Source organism: Flavobacterium cryophilum (genome assembly GCF_048286555.1).
Lineage (GTDB): Bacteria > Bacteroidota > Bacteroidia > Flavobacteriales > Flavobacteriaceae > Flavobacterium.
Genome location: NZ_JBLVPZ010000002.1, coordinates 42,022 through 60,862 on the forward strand (window position 1 = coordinate 42,022; position 18,841 = coordinate 60,862).

General features: G+C 35.0%; 19 protein-coding genes and 1 pseudogene. 2 read left to right on the plus strand and 18 right to left on the minus strand.

Going from position 1 to position 18,841, the window contains the following annotated elements:
- Positions 1–12: 12 nt before the first annotated feature.
- The 13 genes from ACNQGJ_RS05520 to ACNQGJ_RS05580 form a co-directional block, all read right to left on the minus strand.
- A complete protein-coding gene (locus tag ACNQGJ_RS05520) occupies positions 13–327 on the minus strand; it encodes a four helix bundle protein (RefSeq protein WP_417971992.1) in 315 nt (104 codons plus the stop codon).
- A gap of 75 nt (positions 328–402) precedes the next feature.
- Positions 403–1,584, minus strand: coding sequence for an acetyl-CoA C-acyltransferase (locus ACNQGJ_RS05525; protein ID WP_417971994.1), 1,182 nt, complete (start codon positions 1,582–1,584; stop codon positions 403–405).
- An 80-nt stretch (positions 1,585–1,664) separates the two neighbouring features.
- Positions 1,665–4,055, minus strand: a complete 2,391-nt coding sequence (locus tag ACNQGJ_RS05530) for a 3-hydroxyacyl-CoA dehydrogenase/enoyl-CoA hydratase family protein (protein ID WP_417971996.1) — start codon at positions 4,053–4,055, stop codon at positions 1,665–1,667.
- An 87-nt stretch (positions 4,056–4,142) separates the two neighbouring features.
- Entirely contained in the window at positions 4,143–4,634 is a 492-nt protein-coding gene (locus tag ACNQGJ_RS05535) for a MarR family winged helix-turn-helix transcriptional regulator (RefSeq protein WP_417971998.1), read from the minus strand.
- 738 nt (positions 4,635–5,372) lie between these two features.
- On the minus strand, positions 5,373–6,791 hold the full coding sequence (locus tag ACNQGJ_RS05540; protein ID WP_417972000.1) for an SDR family oxidoreductase: 1,419 nt from the start codon (positions 6,789–6,791) through the stop codon (positions 5,373–5,375).
- A gap of 122 nt (positions 6,792–6,913) precedes the next feature.
- Positions 6,914–7,513 carry a GTP cyclohydrolase I FolE gene (gene folE / locus ACNQGJ_RS05545; RefSeq protein WP_417972002.1) on the minus strand — a complete coding sequence of 200 codons (600 nt, stop codon included), beginning with the start codon at positions 7,511–7,513 and terminating at the stop codon, positions 6,914–6,916.
- 53 nt (positions 7,514–7,566) lie between these two features.
- On the minus strand, positions 7,567–8,250 hold the full coding sequence (locus ACNQGJ_RS05550) for an SDR family NAD(P)-dependent oxidoreductase (protein WP_417972004.1): 684 nt from the start codon (positions 8,248–8,250) through the stop codon (positions 7,567–7,569).
- Between the two features lie 50 nt (positions 8,251–8,300).
- Positions 8,301–8,585 (minus strand): TIGR03643 family protein, encoded by a 285-nt coding sequence (locus tag ACNQGJ_RS05555; RefSeq protein ID WP_417972006.1) that lies wholly within the window; start codon positions 8,583–8,585, stop codon positions 8,301–8,303.
- A gap of 40 nt (positions 8,586–8,625) precedes the next feature.
- A complete protein-coding gene (locus ACNQGJ_RS05560; RefSeq protein ID WP_417972008.1) occupies positions 8,626–10,110 on the minus strand; it encodes a cryptochrome/deoxyribodipyrimidine photo-lyase family protein in 1,485 nt (494 codons plus the stop codon).
- Positions 10,111–10,116: 6 nt separating this feature from the next.
- Positions 10,117–11,421 carry a DASH family cryptochrome gene (locus ACNQGJ_RS05565; RefSeq protein ID WP_417972010.1) on the minus strand — a complete coding sequence of 435 codons (1,305 nt, stop codon included), beginning with the start codon at positions 11,419–11,421 and terminating at the stop codon, positions 10,117–10,119.
- A complete protein-coding gene (locus ACNQGJ_RS05570; RefSeq protein ID WP_417972012.1) occupies positions 11,397–11,531 on the minus strand; it encodes a DUF2256 domain-containing protein in 135 nt (44 codons plus the stop codon). The genes ACNQGJ_RS05565 and ACNQGJ_RS05570 overlap by 25 nt, the downstream gene beginning before the upstream one ends.
- A complete protein-coding gene (locus ACNQGJ_RS05575; RefSeq protein WP_417972014.1) occupies positions 11,528–12,838 on the minus strand; it encodes an ABC1 kinase family protein in 1,311 nt (436 codons plus the stop codon). The genes ACNQGJ_RS05570 and ACNQGJ_RS05575 overlap by 4 nt, the downstream gene beginning before the upstream one ends.
- Positions 12,835–13,497 carry a TetR family transcriptional regulator C-terminal domain-containing protein gene (locus tag ACNQGJ_RS05580; protein WP_417972016.1) on the minus strand — a complete coding sequence of 221 codons (663 nt, stop codon included), beginning with the start codon at positions 13,495–13,497 and terminating at the stop codon, positions 12,835–12,837. The genes ACNQGJ_RS05575 and ACNQGJ_RS05580 overlap by 4 nt, the downstream gene beginning before the upstream one ends.
- Before the next feature lie 117 nt (positions 13,498–13,614).
- Between ACNQGJ_RS05580 and ACNQGJ_RS05585 the strand changes: the two genes are divergently transcribed.
- On the plus strand, positions 13,615–14,529 hold the full coding sequence (locus ACNQGJ_RS05585; RefSeq protein WP_417972018.1) for a TIGR01777 family oxidoreductase: 915 nt from the start codon (positions 13,615–13,617) through the stop codon (positions 14,527–14,529).
- Positions 14,530–14,531: 2 nt separating this feature from the next.
- Here ACNQGJ_RS05585 and ACNQGJ_RS05590 read toward each other — a convergent pair whose 3' ends face one another.
- The 4 genes from ACNQGJ_RS05590 to ACNQGJ_RS05605 all read right to left on the minus strand — a co-directional run bounded on the left by ACNQGJ_RS05590 (position 14,532) and on the right by ACNQGJ_RS05605 (position 17,547).
- Positions 14,532–15,071 (minus strand): YceI family protein, encoded by a 540-nt coding sequence (locus ACNQGJ_RS05590; protein WP_417972020.1) that lies wholly within the window; start codon positions 15,069–15,071, stop codon positions 14,532–14,534.
- Positions 15,072–15,257: 186 nt separating this feature from the next.
- Positions 15,258–15,803 carry an acyl-CoA thioesterase gene (locus tag ACNQGJ_RS05595; protein ID WP_417972022.1) on the minus strand — a complete coding sequence of 182 codons (546 nt, stop codon included), beginning with the start codon at positions 15,801–15,803 and terminating at the stop codon, positions 15,258–15,260.
- On the minus strand, positions 15,804–16,169 hold the full coding sequence (locus ACNQGJ_RS05600) for a 6-phosphogluconate dehydrogenase (RefSeq protein WP_417972024.1): 366 nt from the start codon (positions 16,167–16,169) through the stop codon (positions 15,804–15,806). It abuts the gene before it with no gap.
- 7 nt (positions 16,170–16,176) lie between these two features.
- Positions 16,177–17,547 (minus strand): DNA recombination protein RmuC, encoded by a 1,371-nt coding sequence (locus tag ACNQGJ_RS05605; RefSeq protein WP_417972026.1) that lies wholly within the window; start codon positions 17,545–17,547, stop codon positions 16,177–16,179.
- Between the two features lie 241 nt (positions 17,548–17,788).
- On the opposite strand from ACNQGJ_RS05605, the pseudogene ACNQGJ_RS05610 reads away from it, so the two are divergent.
- Positions 17,789–18,325: pseudogene (locus tag ACNQGJ_RS05610) on the plus strand (Pr6Pr family membrane protein).
- 62 nt (positions 18,326–18,387) lie between these two features.
- Here ACNQGJ_RS05610 and ACNQGJ_RS05615 read toward each other — a convergent pair.
- Positions 18,388–18,753 carry a hypothetical protein gene (locus ACNQGJ_RS05615; RefSeq protein ID WP_417972028.1) on the minus strand — a complete coding sequence of 122 codons (366 nt, stop codon included), beginning with the start codon at positions 18,751–18,753 and terminating at the stop codon, positions 18,388–18,390.
- Positions 18,754–18,841: the final 88 nt, after the last annotated feature.

Genomic DNA, 18,841 nt, shown 5'->3' on the forward strand with positions numbered 1-18,841 from the left:
TTAAATTTTAAATTATTTCGTTATGCTGACTTCCTGAGAAGTCTTTATTATTTTTGTTATTATGTTTATTATATGCTCAATTTCAATTAAATAATTGGACACAGATATTGAAGTTAGTTCCGATTTGTCTAATAATCGCAACCAGTATTTCGTTTCTCTAGCTTCTTTAGATGCAATAGCCATTTTATTTATAAAATCTCTTTTAGATTGTGCAGCAATTGCCTCTTCAACATTGGCGCCAATACTCGTTGCTGACCTTAGTATTTGTTTAGAAATGATGAATTCATTTTCTTTTTTAAGCTGAATAAAAAGATTTATAATCGACAATGCAAAATCAAAAGAATTGCAATAATGTTATCTTTCAAAACCATTTAAAATTTAAAATTCATCATTTAAAATTAATTAAAGCAGCTCATAAATCCCCGCACTTCCTTGTCCCGTTCCCACGCACATGCTCACGATTCCGTATTTGCTTCCACGTCGTTTCATCTCATCGAATAATTGTACCGAAAGTTTAGCTCCTGTACAACCCAATGGGTGCCCTAATGCAATTGCTCCACCATTGACATTGATAATATCAGGATTTAAATTTAGTTCTCTGGTAACTGCTAATGCTTGTGATGCAAAAGCTTCATTCAATTCAATTAAATCAATATCATTCAACGTTAAGCCGGCTTGTTTCAACGCTTTTGGAATCGCTTTAACAGGGCCAATACCCATGATTCGCGGTTCTACTCCAGCCGAAGCGAAGTTTACCAAACGGGCGATAGGAGTAAGGTTCAATTCTTTGACCATTTCTTCGCTCATAATTAATACGAATGCTGCTCCATCACTCATTTGAGAAGAGTTTCCAGCCGTTACGCTTCCGCCAGCTTCAAAAACAGGTCTTAAACCGGCTAATGCTTCTACAGAAGTTCCTGCTCTCGGACCTTCATCTTTATTTACGACATAGGATTTGGTTTCTTTTTCCCCATTTTCATTAACAAAGGTTTGTTCTACTGTAATAGGGACAATTTGCTTGTCAAATCTACCTTCGGCTTGCGCTTTTAGCGCTTTCATATGTGATTGGTAGGCAAACTCATCTTGGTCGGCACGAGAGACATTAAATTGTTTGGCAACTGCTTCCGCAGTCAGTCCCATTCCCCAATAATAATCTTCGTTTCCCGCTTTTGCGACAGCATAATCCGGAGTCGGTTTGTAGCCTCCCATTGGAATAAAACTCATGCTTTCGGCACCGCCCGCAATGATACAATCGGCCATTCCAGATTGGATTTTGGCCGTAGCCATCCCAATCGTTTCTAATCCAGACGCGCAATACCGATTTACGGTTACACCGGGAACGTCTTCGATTTTCAATCCCATTAAGGAGATTAATCGTCCCACGTTTAGTCCTTGTTCTGCTTCCGGCATGGCATTTCCTACCATTACGTCATCAATACGAGTTTTGTCAAAATCAGGCAACTCATTCATCATAAACTGAATCGTTTCGGCTGCCAATTCATCAGGGCGTTTAAATCGAAACACTCCTTTTGGAGCTTTACCCACGGCTGTTCTGTATGCTTTTACTATATAGGCTGTTTTCATAACTATTGTTTTGAATTTTGAGTAATAAATTTTAAATGAAGTTCATTCCTAATTTATTATTCCTAATTTATATTTTAAAATTAATTTCTCAACGGTTTCCCTTTGGTTAACATAAACTGAATTCTCTCCAATGTTTTTCTTTCGGTACACAATGACAAGAAAGCTTCCCGTTCCAGATCTAATAAATATTGTTCCGTTACTAATGTTGGTTCTGATAAATCACCACCAGCCATTACATAAGCCAATTTATTTGCAATTTTCTTATCGTGTTCCGAGATGTATTTTCCGGCTTCCATTTGGTCCGTTCCTACTAAGAACATTCCCAAAGCTTGTTTTCCTAAAACTTTTACATCGCTTCTGCGAATTGGTTGTGTGTAACCGGCTTCTGCCATTAACAAAGCGTGTTTCTTCGCTTCTGCAATCTGACGGTCTTTGTTGACTACAATGATATCTTTTCCTTGTTGTAAAAGTCCGGTATCAAAAGCTTCGTATCCTGAAGTCGAAACCTTTGCCATGGCGATCGTCAGGAAATATTCTTGCAGTACATTCAATTCAACATCGTTTTTATGGAATAAATCAGCTGCACGCAATGCCATTTCTTTCGATCCGCCACCGCCAGGAATTACTCCAACTCCAAATTCAACTAATCCCATATACGTTTCTGCCGCGGCAACTACTTTATCCGCATGCAAACTCATTTCGCAACCACCTCCAAAAGTCATTCCGTGTGGCGCAACTACTACTGGAATTCCAGAATAGCGCACGCGCATCATCGTGTCCTGGAACATTTTGATAGCCATATTTAATTCGTCGTATTCTTGCTCTACGGCCATCATGAATATCATACCAATATTAGCGCCCACAGAGAAATTCGCTGCTTGATTTCCAATAACCAAACCTTGATATTCTTTTTCGGATAAATCTATTGCTTTATTGATCGCAGCTAAAACATCGCCACCAATCGTATTCATTTTAGATTGGAATTCTAAATTTAAAATTCCGTCTCCCAAATCCTGAATGATTGCACCACTATTGCTCCATACTTTTTTGCTTTCGCGAATGTTGTTCAGGATAATAAAGGCATCCTGACCCGGAACTTTAGTTTGCGATTTGGTCGGTATATTGTAGAAAAAAGTAGCACCTTCTTTAATAGTGTAGAAGCTAGAACTTCCGGAAGCCAACATATCATTCACCCAAGCAGCTGGCGCTAAACCTTCGGCTTTCATAATTTCGATTCCTTTTTCGACACCTATGGCATCCCAAATTTCGAAAGGACCATTTTCCCATCCAAAACCCGCTTTCATCGCATCGTCAATCTTATATAATTCATCTGAGATTTCAGGAATTCGGTTCGAAACGTAAGCAAACATGCCTGCAAAACTTTTTCTATAGAATTCACCCGCTTTATCTTTGCCTTTTACCAAAACTTTAAAACGGTCAATCGGTTTGTCGATCGTTTTTGTCAGTTCCAAAGTTGCAAAAGAAGCTTTTTTTGCAGCTCGATATTCTAATGTATCTAAATCTAACGAAAGAATATCCTTGTCTACTTTTTTATAAAAACCTTGTCCAGTTTTGCTTCCCAACCATTTGTTCTCCATCATTTTACTGACGAAATCAGGTAATTTGAACAATTCGTGTTGTTCGTCATTCGGGCAGTTTTCGTAGATTCCGTTGGCAACATGTACCAAAGTATCCAAACCAACTACGTCAACGGTTCTAAAAGTCGCTGATTTTGGTCTTCCAATAACCGGACCGGTCAATTTATCCACTTCTTCAATCGTAAGTCCCAGTTCTTTAACCAAATGAAACAAACTCTGAATTCCGTAAATTCCAACTCTGTTCCCAATAAATGCTGGAGTATCTTTGGCAACAACCGACGTTTTCCCCAAAAATTTAGAACCATAATCCGTAAGGAAATCCAAAACTTCTGTTGAAGTTTGTGGACCCGGAATAATTTCGAATAATTTTAAATAACGCGCAGGGTTAAAAAAGTGTGTCCCACAAAAATGCTTTTGAAAGTCCTCGCTTCTTCCTTCACTCATAAAGTGAATTGGAATTCCAGAAGTATTTGAAGTCACCAAAGTTCCTGGTTTTCTGAATTTTTCAATCTGTTCGAAAACCATTTTTTTGATGTCCAAACGTTCCACTACAACCTCAATAATCCAATCGGCAGTGGCGATTTTAGCCATGTCATCGGTCGTATTTCCAGTTGTGATTCTGCTGGCAAACTTGACGTTGTAAATAGGAGAGGGTTTCGATTTCAGGGAATTGGCCAAATGCTCATTCACCAATCGGTTTCTTACTATTTTGCTTTCTAAAGTGAGTCCTTTTTTAGCTTCGGCTTCAGTAAGTTCGCGAGGAACAATGTCCAACAGTAACACTTCAACTCCAATGTTAGCAAAATGACAAGCAATTCCTGAACCCATAATTCCGGATCCAATTACTGCAATTTTTTTAATTGTGCGTTTCATATAAAATAATATTTATTTTTTCATCGGGCCTATGTAATTCGCATTTCAGCAATCGGTTTTTGTGACTAATTGTTGTTTATGCGCATTTCATATGTCGTTTATATTTGTTTTTTCAATTTGCTCCGCCATTTCGCTGACGTTCGTGTGATTAAATATATTTTTATCTTGAATTAATTCGTTGATGGTTTCCGCTACTTCTATAAAATGTTGCAGCTTTTCTTCGGAAATAGTTTGTTTTACAGTTTCATTGAATTTCAAAACCGTATTTTTTGACAATTCTCTTTTTTCTTTACCAAAATCCGTCAAGTAAATCAATACGCCGCGGCCGTCTTCGGGGTTTTTCTTTCGGATGATTAAGCCTTTTTCCTCCATAGACTTTAGGGTTCTGGTCAGGCTGGTGGCTTCCATTCCCATCTTTGGTCCCAAAGAGGTCGATGGCGTACCACCTTCCTTATCAATACTCAATAAAGCGAATCCTGTAGCCATGCTCGCATCGTATTTCGATGCTTCTTCATTATACATTCTGGCCACTGCTTGCCAAGTGGCACGTAATATATAATCTATCGTTTTATCTTTCATAAGTAACTATATCGTTTTCAAATATAATAAAAATTACTATGCATGCATAATATATTTAATTATTTTTTTGTTAAAAAGCATTAAATATAAAAAAAAGCTACTGAAATAGAGGAGATTATGCTGTTTTTTAAGAGAAATTATTTTTAGGGCGTTTCCCTACATAAAAACTTTGGGGTCGGGATTTTTGTTGTATCTCTTATACACTGCCTTCCTTTAACGATGCTTCGGCATCGGATCGGTAACTGATAAAAGGATGCCAATGCCATCCTAGAGGCAAATCCTATTGCGGAAAAATGTCGGGTCTTGCAGTTTAATGGTTCTGGTTTTTAAGATTCCGACCTTGTAAAAAAAGATTCTTACAGCTACAGATTTGTTGTGCAGATTTTATTCGATTGTGAAGTTCGAATTAACAAATTTCTAACGGTGTACACGTCATTACAAAATAATTTTCAGACTGAAGAAAATCAGAAGTTACCTCTATGTGAATTACTTCTGAAAATAGAAACAATTTTTCTTCTTTTATTGCACTGAAGCGGCTCTGCTGATTAGTAATTTAATTCAACTACTTCTAAAACCATTAAGCAATTTTTTATTATATTTGAAATAAAAGTCATTTTTTTTAGCGTAAAATGCTTATTTTAAATGTATTAATTGATATTCTGAACTTCAATTAATTGCAATCGGCGGGTCAAATGTACTGTCACTATATGTCTTAAACTTGTCCCTAAGGAAGTAGAATTACTGGATCAATTTATTCAGCATCCCATTGAAAATAAATCCATGAAACGGTAAAACGGAGTACCAATATAATTTCCCCCAAATTCCTCTCGGTCTAAAAGTTGCCGATTGATATAAAGTGTTATTTATAATTTTAAATTCTAGCCAAGCTTCACCTGGCAGTTTCATTTCGGCAAATAAAATTAATTTTCCCTCTTCTTTATTGGCATATAAAACCCGCCAAAAATCTAAGGCATCACCAGAATGAATATCATGTCGGTTTGTTCTTCCTCTTCTAGAACCTACACCACCATATAATTTGTCTATAAAGCCACGTAAATCCCAAAGCCAATCTCCATAATACCAACCGGAATCGCCGCCGATTGACCAAATTCGGTTTATAGTAAAATCCCGGTCGATGATTTCCATTTTACGACGGTCAATAAAGCAATTTTTTTTTGGAACTTTCAAATATTCCGACATATTGCTGTTAAAACGCCCGCTGATTAAAGAATCTTTCCAGCTCGAAGCCACTTTATCTTCGTCTACTTTTATTAAAGCACGAGAGAGCGCTTGTTTGTACGACATAGGCGTAACATCCAACAAGGAATTGATCCTGTTATCCCTGCAAACTACTTCAACTTTCATGCTACTAACCAATGCTGAGGCAAGTCTATACGATGTTGAGGTTACAAAATACAACCAATAGGAAGAGAGTTTTGGCGTCATTATAGGTATAGTAAATATCCATCGCTTTAATTTTTTAGCTTCTGCAAAACCTAAAAGCATTTCTTTATACGTTAAAATATCAGGTCCTCCAATGTCAAAACTCTGGTTATAGGTAACGGGATTTAATAATGATTTGGATAAAAAATCAAGAACATCCGGAATTGCAATCGGCTGACATTTAGTATTAAGCCACTTAGGAGTAATCATAATGGGAAGTTTATTTACTAAATCCCGAATAATTTCGAACGAAGCGCTACCGGAACCCACAATAATTCCTGCTCTTAAAGTTGTTGTGGCAAAAGTTCCCGTATTTAAAATATCCTCCACTTTTTTCCTCGAAGACAAATGTTTTGATAGTGATTTATCATTGACAATCCCACTCAAATAAATGACTTGTTTGGCTTTGGTTTCATTCAAGCGTTGTACAAAATGGAGTGCCGATACCCTTTCTAATTCATCAAAATTAGCAGCGGATCCTGACATGGAATGAATGAGATAATAAGCCGCATCGATATCAAATGGAATCGTTGCTACTGTTTCTTGTTTTAGAAAATCGACTTCAATTACGGTAACACTTTTTTGAAATTCGATAGGACAATAAAACCTGTTTTTATCTCTCACACAACAGATTATTTCATGTCCTTGTGCCACCAACAAAGGCAAAAGTCGTTTTCCTATATAACCTGTTGCGCCTGTCAAGAGAATTTTCATGGTTTTATTTTTTTTGCATTCAAGGCACTAAATTCTAGTGCTTTAAGTGATCATTTTTTTCTTTAAGTCTTTGCCTTTGTTGCCATTTTTTAATTCATTTTTTGACTTGAAAAAAATTAAAATTAACTCAATTTATTAGAAACTAAACTGATGAATTCTTTTCTGGTTTTGTCTTTTTCGAAAGCTCCGGTAAATGATGATGTTGTGGTAACCGAGTTTTGTTTTTGAATCCCTCGCATTTGCATGCACATGTGTTGCGCTTCAATCACAACAGCCACACCCAAAGGATTCAATGCTTCTTGGATGCAATTTTTAATCTGGTCTGTCAATCTTTCTTGCACTTGCATTCTTCTAGCAAAAGCATCAACAACTCTTGGGATTTTACTTAAGCCAACAATTTTACCATTCGGAATGTAAGCCACGTGTGCTTTGCCAAAAAAGGGCAACATGTGGTGTTCACACATTGAATATACTTCGATGTCTTTTACCACAATCATCTGTTTATGGTCTTCGGTAAACATAGCCGATTTAAGTATTTCTAAAGGATCCAGACCGTAACCGTGTGTTAAATATTGCATCGCTTTCGCTACTCTTTCTGGGGTTTTCTCAAGTCCTTCGCGAGTTACATCTTCGCCTAAATTTTCAATTATTACTCTGTAATTATCAGCTAACAATTCTGTTATTTCAATGTCGTATTGTTCAATTTTTTCGTAGCTTTTCATTTCTTTTATCATGGTATTCTGTGTTTTCTACTTTTGTTAACCGAATTATTTTTTTAAATTTTAAAGGTCACGATTCCGTAATCCATTTCGAAAATCTGACCCGAAATTGATTTCGCATTTTCCGAAATGAGGAAGTTTGCCATACTGGCCACTTCTTCCGGTTTTAGATAGCCTTTCATTGGGTGGCGTTCGACCATATTTTCTTTCATTCGATCGTTTCTCAAAATACCTGCCGAAAGTGTCGTTTCGGTAATGGTGGGAGCGATGGCATTGATCCGCACTACCGAAGCCAGTTCTGCTCCCAAGGATTTCACGAGTCCTTCGATTCCTGCTTTTGCGGTAGCAATACTAGCATGAAATGGCATTCCTAATTTTGCAGCTACGGTGCTAAACAAAACTATGGATGGATTAGTTCCCTTTTTTAAAACAGGTAAATATTTTTGAATGGCTTTTACAGCGCCAATAACATTAATTTCAAAATCATTCCTGAAATCATCGATGCTCAAACTGCCTATAGGTTTCAAATTGATCGAGCCCGGACAATAAATCAAGGTATCAATAGTTTCTATTTCCGGAAGCGAATCCTGCAATACATCGACAGAAAAGTGTTTCAAATTGGGATGCGAGATGTCTGGCGCATTTCGGCTAATATTGTAAACCGTGTTTGTTTCTAATTGTTGTAACAAAATTGCATTTCCAATCCCTTTGCTACCGCCAATTATTACTATATTTTTCATCTTTTGTATGTTTTGATTATAACTAATTACTGTTCGCTGAAAACAACTAATTATCGCTTGGAAATCTTGTTGTTGTTAATTTGTCTTTGCATCGTACATTTAAATCGACCTTCTTTAAAATCCCTAAGTTTTTCATGTTTTGTTTTGCGGCCCTGCACTCTTTTGCGCCACATTCTAAAACTGGATGCTTTCATTTCGGTACGCATCAGATCGATTACTTCTTGTTCTTTTAATCCAAATTGCAATAAAATGGCATCAAAAGTGGTGCGGTCTTCCCAAGCCATTTCTATGATTCGGTCTTTGTCTAAATCAGTTAATTCTTTTTTTGTAGTCACTGTATTTTAATAATTTATGATTGCTATTGATTTTGTTAAATTATTCGCTGTCGCCTATATCAGACATGGTGTGTAACTTTAGGATGCGGGAACTTTCCTCTTTTACCAATGGATTATTCTTCATTTTCCATAATAAATCACTCGCAAATTTCCGTGTCCGTTCCATATTTACAATTGGTTTCGGATAATTGATGCCTATTTCGAAATCATTAAACTTTTGTTCTAAGTACGTCATTTTATAAGGTTCATGTACAAATGCCCTTGGCAAATTGCGCAGTTCAGGCACCCATTTTTTTATAAATTCGCCATCAGGATCATGTTCGTAACTGTTTTTTATTGGATTATAAATTCGCAACATATTGATTCCGGTTTCTCCAGCCTGCATTTGCAACTGCGGAAAATGAATTCCAGGTTCAAAATCCAGGAACATTTGTGATAAATGTTGCGTCGCTTCCTGCCAAGGTTGCCATAAATTATGTGTAAAAAACGAAACTAACATAGCCCGCATTCTAAAGTTTAAATAGCCCGTTTCGTTTAAACAGCGCATGCAAGCATCAATTAATGGGAATCCCGTTTGTCCTGTTTTCCAAGCTTCAATATAATTTTCATTAACTTTTTTTTGCAAAGAATGAAAACCTCTATTGACACTTTCAAACTCCATGATTTCTTCCATTTCAAATTTTTGGATGAAATGCGCCTGCCAGGTAAGTCTGGAGATAAAGGAATCAATTTGATTTTTATGGCTGCATGTCAATCGAAACGTGGCCGCTTTTTGTAAAACTTGTCTGGAAGATAGGTTTCCCCAAGAAATGTAAGGGGATAATCTGCTGCAACTTCTTCGTGCCAATAATGGTTTTGAAATATGGGAATTGTAATTGTGATAGCGCTCATCAAAGAAAGACTGTAAATATTTCCCAGCCATTGTACTGCCCCCTTTTTGAAAAATAGTATCTGGAACAGTTTCTAAATTTGTTTTTTCCAATGCTTTTTCAAGTTCGACTATTGCTTCTGAATTAAGAAAATTTTCTACTTTCGAATCAAAAATAAATTGCGGTTCGTTCATGTATATTTCCCATTTTGAAACCCAGTTTGTTCTGTTTTTTAACGCCCTGAAAATACCGTTATTAATATTTTCAACCCAATTGATTTGATTGTTTTTACAAAAACGTTTGAAGGTTTTATCTCGTTCGTAAGTGATTTTTAAACCGGTTTCCTGATGCGAATACACTGATTCGATTTTGTATGTTTCCTCAAGAATATTGAAAACCTGCATCACTTCTGATGACACCGCTAATACTTGAGTGTTGGATTTCTCGAGTTGAATATTAATATCTACAATTGATTGCTTAATAAAATTCCAGTGTCTTAGACTGTAATGAGAATCGTTTTCTAAAGATTTTTCGAATACATACAGCAACAAAGTAGGTATGTTTGTTTGTGTGGCATTAAAAATGGCTTCGTTATCCTCTAAACGAAGGTCTCTTTTTAACCAAACCACATTAATATGTTTCTTATTTGTCTTCATTTAATTTTAAAATAATTGTTGCTGCAACCATAATTTCTGGAATTTGGATTGTCCGTCGTAATTGGCTGCTTGTAACTTAATATTGAATTTTCGATCTCTTGGGTCGTTACCAACTCCTGCAACATACATCCAATTCCCATAATTGCTGTGTACATCATAATCAATAAGCATTGCCTCAAAATAAGCGGCTCCTATGCGCCAGTCTAACAAAAGATTCTTTGCAAAATAAGATGCAACATTTTGTCGACCGCGATTGCTCATCCATCCCGTTTGTTGCAGTTCAATCATATTAGCATTCACAAAAGGCTCTTCAGTAATGCCGTTGATCCACTTATTAATAGCTGACTTATTAGTTTTCCAATCGTAATTTTTGTTTAATATTCCTGAAATTTTAAAAATAGAATTCCCGTTTTTCATCGAAACGTATTTAAAATAATCCCTCCAAATTAATTCGAAAATTAACCAGTATGTCGAATCATTTTTCTCGATTTGTTGCTCATATTTTACAATCTCCCAATAAATAGTTTTTGCCGAAATGGATCCGTTTGCCAGCCAAGGAGAGAATTTCGAACTAAAATCGGCTCCAATTAATCCGTTGCGGGTCAATTTATAAACACTTAGTTTTTTGGTTTCCCAAAAATAATTTTGCAATCGCTTAACCGCTTCGTTTTCACCACCACAAAAAGGAAACGCTGTTCTGGAATCCATTTCAAAATCATTAAATCCCAAAGTTTTCAAGTTAGGGATAACAGTTGCGTTTGTGGTCCAATTTTCTTTAGACAGCGGTTGAACTGAAAATTCAGGTCTTACGGTTGTTGATTTTTCACACTGGTTTCTGAATTGGGTAAAAACATTTGGAATCGATGAAATCTCAAACGGAATAGTTGCAGGATGAAATAAGAACTGGTTGTAGGTTGCTTTAAAAGACACTGTATTGGGAACTTTCGATCTTACATTGTCTGAAACTTCCATTTCCTCACTCGTCCATTCTCCTTGGAAGTACACTGAATTGATTTGATATTGAGCAACAATTTCCGGAATAGAATCTTCTGGTTTTTGATGATAAACCAGAAGCGAGATATTCAATTTTTCCAGATTTTGTTTCAACGAAGTAACCGATTCAATTAGAAATTGGGCGCGAAATTTCTCTGTTTTCTTGAAACCAAATTTTGTTTCTTCAAAATGTCTCGGATCAAAACAATACACCGCAATTACGGTCTCATTTTCATCGATAGCGTTCGTCAAAGATTCATTATCATTCACTCTTAAATCATTTCTAAACCAAACTAATCCTTTTTGTTTCTTTTGCATTTTTCGCTACAGTATTTGACTTCGTCCCAAACTTTTTCCCATTTTTTCCGCCAATTAAAAGGTCGGTTACAAACCAAACACATTTTTGAAGGCAGAATTCCCTTTTTCACAAGTTGTATTTTTGATATTGATTGACAACAATTGTTGCTTTCAAATCGAACATCAAATTATACAATCCAAAAAAGGTTCGGTTCATATAAATAAAATGTTTGGAACCTCTATTGCCATTCATTTTTCTAAGGTTAGTGTCTTTTGAGAATCGTTCACCCAATTGTGCAATGCTTTCAAAAAATGCTGCATCAGAGAAATCAAAAGTTTCGGTTTGAAATGGTTTAGTAAATAATGACAACAAATCGTAGAACATTTGAGTAAAATATTCGACTTCCGCTTTGGAATCATCAACTCTGAGGATTTCCAGTTCGAATAATTTTTTGCTAAAAAGTTTCTTGTTGTCAATCACTTCTTTGTTTATTAATTCGAAATATGGAATATAAAAGTCATTTGGAATTTGTTTCATACAACCAAAATCCAGTGCCACTAATTGGTTTTTATCGTTTACCAAGAAATTTCCCGGATGTGGATCAGCATGTACTTTTTTCAGAATATGAATTTGATACATGTAGAAATCCCACAATGCCTGCCCAATTTCATTGGCAATTTCCTGATTGTCATTTTTTTTAGTAAATTCTGAAAGATGGATTCCTGACATCCAATCCATTGTGATAATTTTCTCCGATGATAATTTTGGATAGTAATTTGGAAACACCAGATTTTCAATTCTTTTGCACGCTTTAACAACCTCTTGGCTTTGTTTCAGTTCCAATAAATAGTTGGTTTCCTCAATAAGCTTGTCTTCAACTTCTTTAAAATATTTATCAGAATCCTTTCCTTGAAGATTAAACATTCTGATAGCTATTGGTTTTACCAAAGCCAGATCAGATGAAATGCTATTGGCAACGCCTGGATATTGAATTTTTACAGCCAGTTTTTTACCATCTTTTACTGCAATATGAACTTGTCCGATACTTGCCGCATTCACTGAGTTTGCATTAAATTCATCAAAAATTTCATAAGGTGTTTGTCCAAAATTATTCTTAAACGTTTTCAGTACTAATGGCGCCGAAAGCGGTGGAACAGAAAATTGAGAGAGCGAAAATTTTTCTACATAAGCCTGAGGCAAAAAGCTTTTGTCCATGCTTAACATTTGCGCTACTTTAAGTGCGCTTCCTTTCAAACTTTTTAATCCGTCATAAATATCTTCTGCATTATCTTCATTGAGTTTATCACGAGTCAAATCAGAATTGACCATTTTTTCGCCGTAATATTTTAGGTAGTTTACGCCAACTTTAGCACCGGTCTGCACTAGTTTTGTAGCTCGTTCAATTTTTGAGGTTGGAATGTAGTCTATCGTTTTCATTTCTTGTTGTATATTTTTTCTTTGAAAATAAATTTTCCAAAGTCTATTAAGCTGTCCAGCGGTGCAATATTCATTAATTCAAAAGTCACTTTTACAGACTTCTCAATGTAGATGTCTGTTTTTTCAAAGGCTGGCGAAGAATCATCGAGCCAGAATTTCAGCGTCAATAAAAGTTGAATCCAAGAAGTTTCCTGAAAAGCTTTCTCTTGGAAATTTTGAATTTTTTCTTGTTGTGTTCTAAATTCATCTGTAATTATTTCGAGGAGATAATTTTTAAAACTGGTTCTAAGTTTAGAAAGTTGCATCAGTTTTTTTAATTGATCGTTGTGCTCTTTTAAAACTAGCACGACATAACTTCTATTTGCTGTCAAAATTTCGAAGAAAGTAAAATAAAAACTTAACATTTTACTTTTCATATCATACAGCTCGTATTCCTTGTTTTTATGCAGTAGTGCTACAGTTTTTTCTAAAAACATTTTAAAAATCTCTTTTTCGATGCTTTCTATAGTTCCAAAAAATGTATAGAATTCGGCTTCAGTAAAATCATTTATTTTTGCAAAATGATATACTGATTTAGGTTTTTCACTATGATCCAGTACATAGTTCATGTACATGGAAACTATTGTGTCCTTTGTTAAAATTGTTTTTTTAGGTGCCATTTTTAGTGTATTTCAAATTAAAGTATAAAGGTATGAAATGTTTAACCATATTTTAATAAAGTTAAACAAAATTTAATATAATTTTATATGATTATAAATCATTAGCTTTACACTATCATGAAAAAAAATGTTTTAATAAGTGGAGGTTCGGGATTTATCGGGAGCCATTTGACAGATTTATTAATCGCAAAAGGATATTCAGTATCGATCTTGAGTAGGAGTGAAAAACAAAACAAAGAGGACATGTTCTATTACAAATGGGATGTTGCAAATCAAACAATTGATCCTAATGCAGTTTTAAACGCGGATTATATCATACACCTAGCCGGTGAAAATATTGCTGAGAAAAGATGGACACTTAAACGCAAAACGGAAATTATTGATAGCCGGGAAAAATCTACCCAATTGTTGTATTCTGTTTTAAAAAAGAATAATAAAAAGTTGGAAGCTTTTATTTCAGCTTCAGCAGTGGGTATTTATGGTGCCATAAACGGGGAGGAGATTTGTTCAGAAAGTTCGCCATATGCAAATGATTTTCTGGGAAATACCTGTCAGAAATGGGAAGATTCTATCCGTTTTATTGAAAACTTAAACATTCGCACCGTAAAAATTAGAACTGGATTAGTGTTAGGGAAAAATGATGGTTTTTTGAAAAAACTTATTCCGTTGTTTAAGATTCGATTGGGTTCAGCATTGGGTTCCGGAAGGCAATACATGCCGTGGATTCATATTGATGATTTGTGTAACATCTATTTTCAGGCGATGGTAAATCCAAATATGGAAGGGGCTTATAACGCTGCTGTCGCTGACAATACCACCAACACTATTTTTTCTAAAGCGTTGGCGCGTATTTTTGGATATGCAATTTGGTTGCCTAATGTTCCCGCTTTTGTATTAAAAATGGTAATGGGCGAAATGGCCGTGATTGCCTTAACTGGAAGAAGAGTGTCAGCTGATAAAATTGAACAGACGGGTTTTCAGTTTAAATTTAAAAACCTTGAAGAAGCCTTAAGAGATTGTTTAATAAAATAGATTTATTGTAAGACACAAATAAGTTGCGTGTTAACACTTTTTGATATTTTGCTGCGTACTATAAAAGGAATTTCAATCTTAAAATCGTCCGTGTTTAAAGGGAATTCAGAGGTAAGTTCAATTCGTTTATCGACTTTTTTTACGAAGCCATTAATTTCTATTTTTTTAGTTCTGCCATGAATGGTGATTTGTCCATTGATTTGAAATTCTTTAGCGACTGAATTGATATTTTTTAAATCAAATTTTTCAATTCTACCTTTGAAAATAGCTCTCGGAAACCTGTCGCTTTCCATATAGTTTTGATTAAAATGCGCTTCCATTAGGCTTCTCTGAAATTTGAAATCTTTAATATTCATCCAACAAGCAATCTGTCCTGTTTTAAGTATTAAAATACAGGTCGTTTTTTCATTGCTTGCTTTCACCTCTTCAAATAAAGGAATTGAGGCCTCAAAATGTATGATACCTTCGTTAGTCACCATTTTATCTTGAGCAGCAGATTTAATCGCAATAATGAGTAATAATATTAGAGTAATTTTTTTCATAGTAGTTTATGAATTAAATTACTTAAAGTTACAAAATTAACTCATGAAACAGAAGTATTGAACCGTCCAAAAAATCACCAAATCAGTTAATTTTTTTCGATTTTTTTAATCAGAAATTGTCGTCTACTTCTAAATGCAATTGTATTGGAGAACAACTTTTTGTTGCAATAGTAGCTATTGAGATAATTACAGTTCTAATTTAATATTGTATTTTTTTAAACTTTCTAATGATTCGATTGAATTATAATCAAACTGTTCTTCGTGCAAGTCTTTTTCCTTTTTTAAAGCTATTTGTTTGACGCAATTTCCAAAGCGACGCACTTCGTTCATAGTAGATATAATTAATCCGGGAACAAGCTTGCTGACGCCATCTTTGTCTTTAGCAACCATCGTGAAATAAGAAGAAGTACAATGTTTGATTTTTCCCGTCTGAATATTTTCGGCTTCCACACGAATACCAATAACCATGGAACTTTTACCTACGTAATTCACGCAAGCTTTCATTGTCACCAGTTCGCCTACTTCGATTGGTTTTAGGAAATTTACGGTATCTACAGATGCGGTTACACAATAATTTCCTGAAAATTTTGATGCGCAGGCAAAAGCAATCTGATCTAATAAAGATAGAATATGACCACCATGAATCTTACCGCTAAAATTAGAATGTGATGGCAGCATCAATTCTGAAATACTGATATTTGAGGATGCAACGGTTTTAAAAGTACGGTTCATTTACTTAACTTTAAAAGGAGAATTGACCATTTTTACGTCTTTGATAAAGTAGCGGGTGTCACCCCACCAAGGAAATGTTCTATAGCGTTCCACATAAGTTACCTGAACATATTTACCTTCCATAACTTTCAAATCTGCAATCACTTGTTCCTCGCTGTCCAGCACTGAAAAAGAGAAAATTTGTGCTCCGGAAATTCCTTGACTGATTTCACCTTCCCAAGTTTTGAATGCAACTCCTTTGCGACTCACCTTAATTAACTCGCCTGAACGCACACCTTCACTGTAAGTGGCACTGTATAAAAAAGCGAAATAACCCGCAACAGATACTACAAGTATTGCGGTAATAACCATTAAAAATTTTCTCATTTTTTGTTTAGTTTAATATTATATTTTCGTCTTTTTCTGCTCGGTTCAAGATGCTTTCCGGAAGTGCTTTTTTTGCTTTGGCGCCCATTTTTTTCAATTTTTCAACACTTATTATTAAGTTTCCTTTTCCTTCCACCAATTTATTCATAGCGCCGCTGTATTCAATTTTGCTTTCATCGATCTTCTTTCCAATTTTGATTAAATCACCCACAAAACCTTCAAATTTGTCATATAAAGCACCAGCTTGTCTTGCAATTTCAAGTGCATTTTCCTGTTGTTTTTGGTTGGTCCACATGCTGTCAATAGTTCGCAAAGTGGCTAATAAAGTAGCCGGCGTAACGATGACTATGTTTTTCTCAAAGGCCTTGTTATAAAGTGTCGTATCCTCATTAAGAGCCATGGCAAAAGCGGGTTCAATTGGGATAAATAGCAATACAAAATCAGGGCTTTCTATTTGATATAAATCGTGGTAATTTTTATTTCCTAATTGCTCTACATGACGTTTTATGGAGTTTACATGTTCTTTCAAATAACTAACTTTCAAAACATCGTCTTCCTCATTGATGTATTTTTCGTATGCTGTCAAAGAGACTTTGGAATCGACAATCATCTTTTTGCCATCCGGCAGATTAATGACAACGTCCGGAAAAACGCGATTACCATCTTCGGTCGTAAAAGCTTGTTGAACTTCATATTCACGGCCTTTCTCTAATCCGGATTTTTCAAGAACGCGTTCTAGAACTAATTCACCCCAATTCCCCTGCATTTTACTGTCGCCTTTCAAAGCTTTCGTCAGGTTAATGGTTTCCTTGCTCATCTGGATATTCATTTCGCGTAAGCCTATAATTTGTTGGCGCAAAGCCGCATGGTAATCAATGCTTTCTTTATGAGTGTCTTCGACTTTCTTTTCGAACAATTGAATTTTATCTTGCAAAGGCGTCAAGATGTTTTTCATATTTTCTTTATTCTGCTCCGTGAATCTATTGGACTTTTCTTCTAATATTTTATTGGCGAGATTCTCAAATTCTTTGGTAAATTTTTCTTGTAGCTTCTCGACTTCTTCTTTTTGTTCTTTGTTGCGTTCCCAAAGATTCTCAAAATCAACTTCTTTTTTTGAAAGCTGAATGGCTAAACTGTCTTTTTCGCTTCGAATGCTTTCTTTTTCGGCAGTAGCGTTTTCTAATTGCTTTTCAAAAGTTATCTTGTCAACAAGAGTCTGCTCTTTCAATTGGTTGAATTGGGAAGTAAAAGCAATTAATTTTTCTTCCAAACTAATTTTTTCCGAAAGAAAACGGGCAGAGAAAATGAGTTTTCCAATAAAAATACCGATAGCGAGAGCAACGCAGAAAATTAATAAAAAGGGAAGCATATTTGACATAAAATTTCTTTTTGTAAGTTTGTAAAAATAAACAAAAGTTTCCTTTTTTCCTTTCGGAAATCAAAATAGTATCTCAAGTTCTAGCATTCATGGATTTGTAAATTTTGTTGGTATTTAATTTTTACATTTTAAAAAATATGCAGGAGAAATTTTTAAAATTAAATTCTCGTTTTTGCGCGATTATTGGTATTGTAGGTTGGTTTGCTTTGCTATTGCATTGTTCCTTATAATTTTGAATCGTGTGGCTTCGCTTGCAGAAACAATTGTTCGCTTTTTTAGTTTTTTTACTATTCAAACGAATATTTTAGTAGCACTATGTTTTACTTTTCTTTGGCTCAAGTCAAAATCTAAATGGGGTTTATTTTTTTCGAATTCTAAAATTGTAACTGCAATTACGTTATACATTATTATTGTTGGAATTGTTTACAATGCAATTCTTAGATTTTTATGGGCTCCAACAGGTTTTCAAAAAATAGCGGATGAGTTACTGCATTTGGTAATTCCAATTTTGGTTTTAGTATATTGGACATTATTTGTTCCTAAAAAAGCATTGGAATTCAAAAACATCTTTCCTTGACTGATTTTTCCTTCGGTGTATTTGATGTACTCTTTAATTCGGGGCGCTTTTTTTGGTTTTTACCCATATCCATTTATCAATGTGATTCTTTTGGGCTACAACAAAGTGTTGCTTAACAGCTTTTTTATGGTATTGGGTTTTCTTTTTATTGGAACCTTACTAATTGGGATTGGGAAAATAAAATGCAGTAATTTAAAGTAAAAAATAAAAAAGACCAATAGGAAGTTACTTCGTACTGGTCTTTTTTAAACCGAAATCTATTGTTATTGATCCAGTTTTATATTTCCTCTGTCTTCCTTATTGTCCGGATGCTCATTAGGATATCGGTTTGGAATAATATCCGAATTATGGTCTTTATTTTCAACCATTTTTTTAGCTTGCTCTTCGGAAACAATTGGAGTGTCAGTACTTAAGTTTTTTGGTGAGCAATCCTCATTCTGTTGCAAGGTTCCGTCTATATTGCGAGCTCTTTTCACAATTTTTTTATCTCCATGATCGTCCGTTTCTACCTCTGATTTTAAATGTGATACTTCAGGATTCGTGTTTTCGGCTAGATTCTGACCGCTAAATCCTTCGTTTATATTTTGTTTGTTATTTGTTTTTTTTGAACCTAAATCGTTGCTTTCCATAATGGTTAGTTTAAAGTTAATGCGGTTAACTTCTATAATATTACGGCTTTTATTCGTAGGATTTTAATCATTTAACATAGCTTTTAGT

Excerpts from the sequence above, each read along its gene's own strand:
- ACNQGJ_RS05525 (WP_417971994.1), bottom strand. The coding sequence starts at position 1,584 with ATGAAAACAGCCTATATAGTAAAAGCATACAGAACAGCCGTGGGTAAA.
- ACNQGJ_RS05530 (WP_417971996.1), bottom strand. The coding sequence starts at position 4,055 with ATGAAACGCACAATTAAAAAAATTGCAGTAATTGGATCCGGAATTATG.
- ACNQGJ_RS05535 (WP_417971998.1), bottom strand. The coding sequence starts at position 4,634 with ATGAAAGATAAAACGATAGATTATATATTACGTGCCACTTGGCAAGCA.
- ACNQGJ_RS05540 (WP_417972000.1), bottom strand. The coding sequence starts at position 6,791 with ATGAAAATTCTCTTGACAGGCGCAACAGGTTATATAGGAAAACGACTT.
- folE (WP_417972002.1), bottom strand. The coding sequence starts at position 7,513 with ATGAAAAGCTACGAAAAAATTGAACAATACGACATTGAAATAACAGAA.
- ACNQGJ_RS05550 (WP_417972004.1), bottom strand. The coding sequence starts at position 8,250 with ATGAAAAATATAGTAATAATTGGCGGTAGCAAAGGGATTGGAAATGCA.
- ACNQGJ_RS05560 (WP_417972008.1), bottom strand. The coding sequence starts at position 10,110 with ATGAAGACAAATAAGAAACATATTAATGTGGTTTGGTTAAAAAGAGAC.
- ACNQGJ_RS05565 (WP_417972010.1), bottom strand. The coding sequence starts at position 11,421 with ATGCAAAAGAAACAAAAAGGATTAGTTTGGTTTAGAAATGATTTAAGA.
- ACNQGJ_RS05575 (WP_417972014.1), bottom strand. The coding sequence starts at position 12,838 with ATGAAAACGATAGACTACATTCCAACCTCAAAAATTGAACGAGCTACA.
- ACNQGJ_RS05580 (WP_417972016.1), bottom strand. The coding sequence starts at position 13,497 with ATGGCACCTAAAAAAACAATTTTAACAAAGGACACAATAGTTTCCATG.
- ACNQGJ_RS05585 (WP_417972018.1), top strand. The coding sequence starts at position 13,615 with ATGAAAAAAAATGTTTTAATAAGTGGAGGTTCGGGATTTATCGGGAGC.
- ACNQGJ_RS05590 (WP_417972020.1), bottom strand. The coding sequence starts at position 15,071 with ATGAAAAAAATTACTCTAATATTATTACTCATTATTGCGATTAAATCT.
- ACNQGJ_RS05595 (WP_417972022.1), bottom strand. The coding sequence starts at position 15,803 with ATGAACCGTACTTTTAAAACCGTTGCATCCTCAAATATCAGTATTTCA.
- ACNQGJ_RS05600 (WP_417972024.1), bottom strand. The coding sequence starts at position 16,169 with ATGAGAAAATTTTTAATGGTTATTACCGCAATACTTGTAGTATCTGTT.
- ACNQGJ_RS05605 (WP_417972026.1), bottom strand. The coding sequence starts at position 17,547 with ATGTCAAATATGCTTCCCTTTTTATTAATTTTCTGCGTTGCTCTCGCT.
- ACNQGJ_RS05615 (WP_417972028.1), bottom strand. The coding sequence starts at position 18,753 with ATGGAAAGCAACGATTTAGGTTCAAAAAAAACAAATAACAAACAAAAT.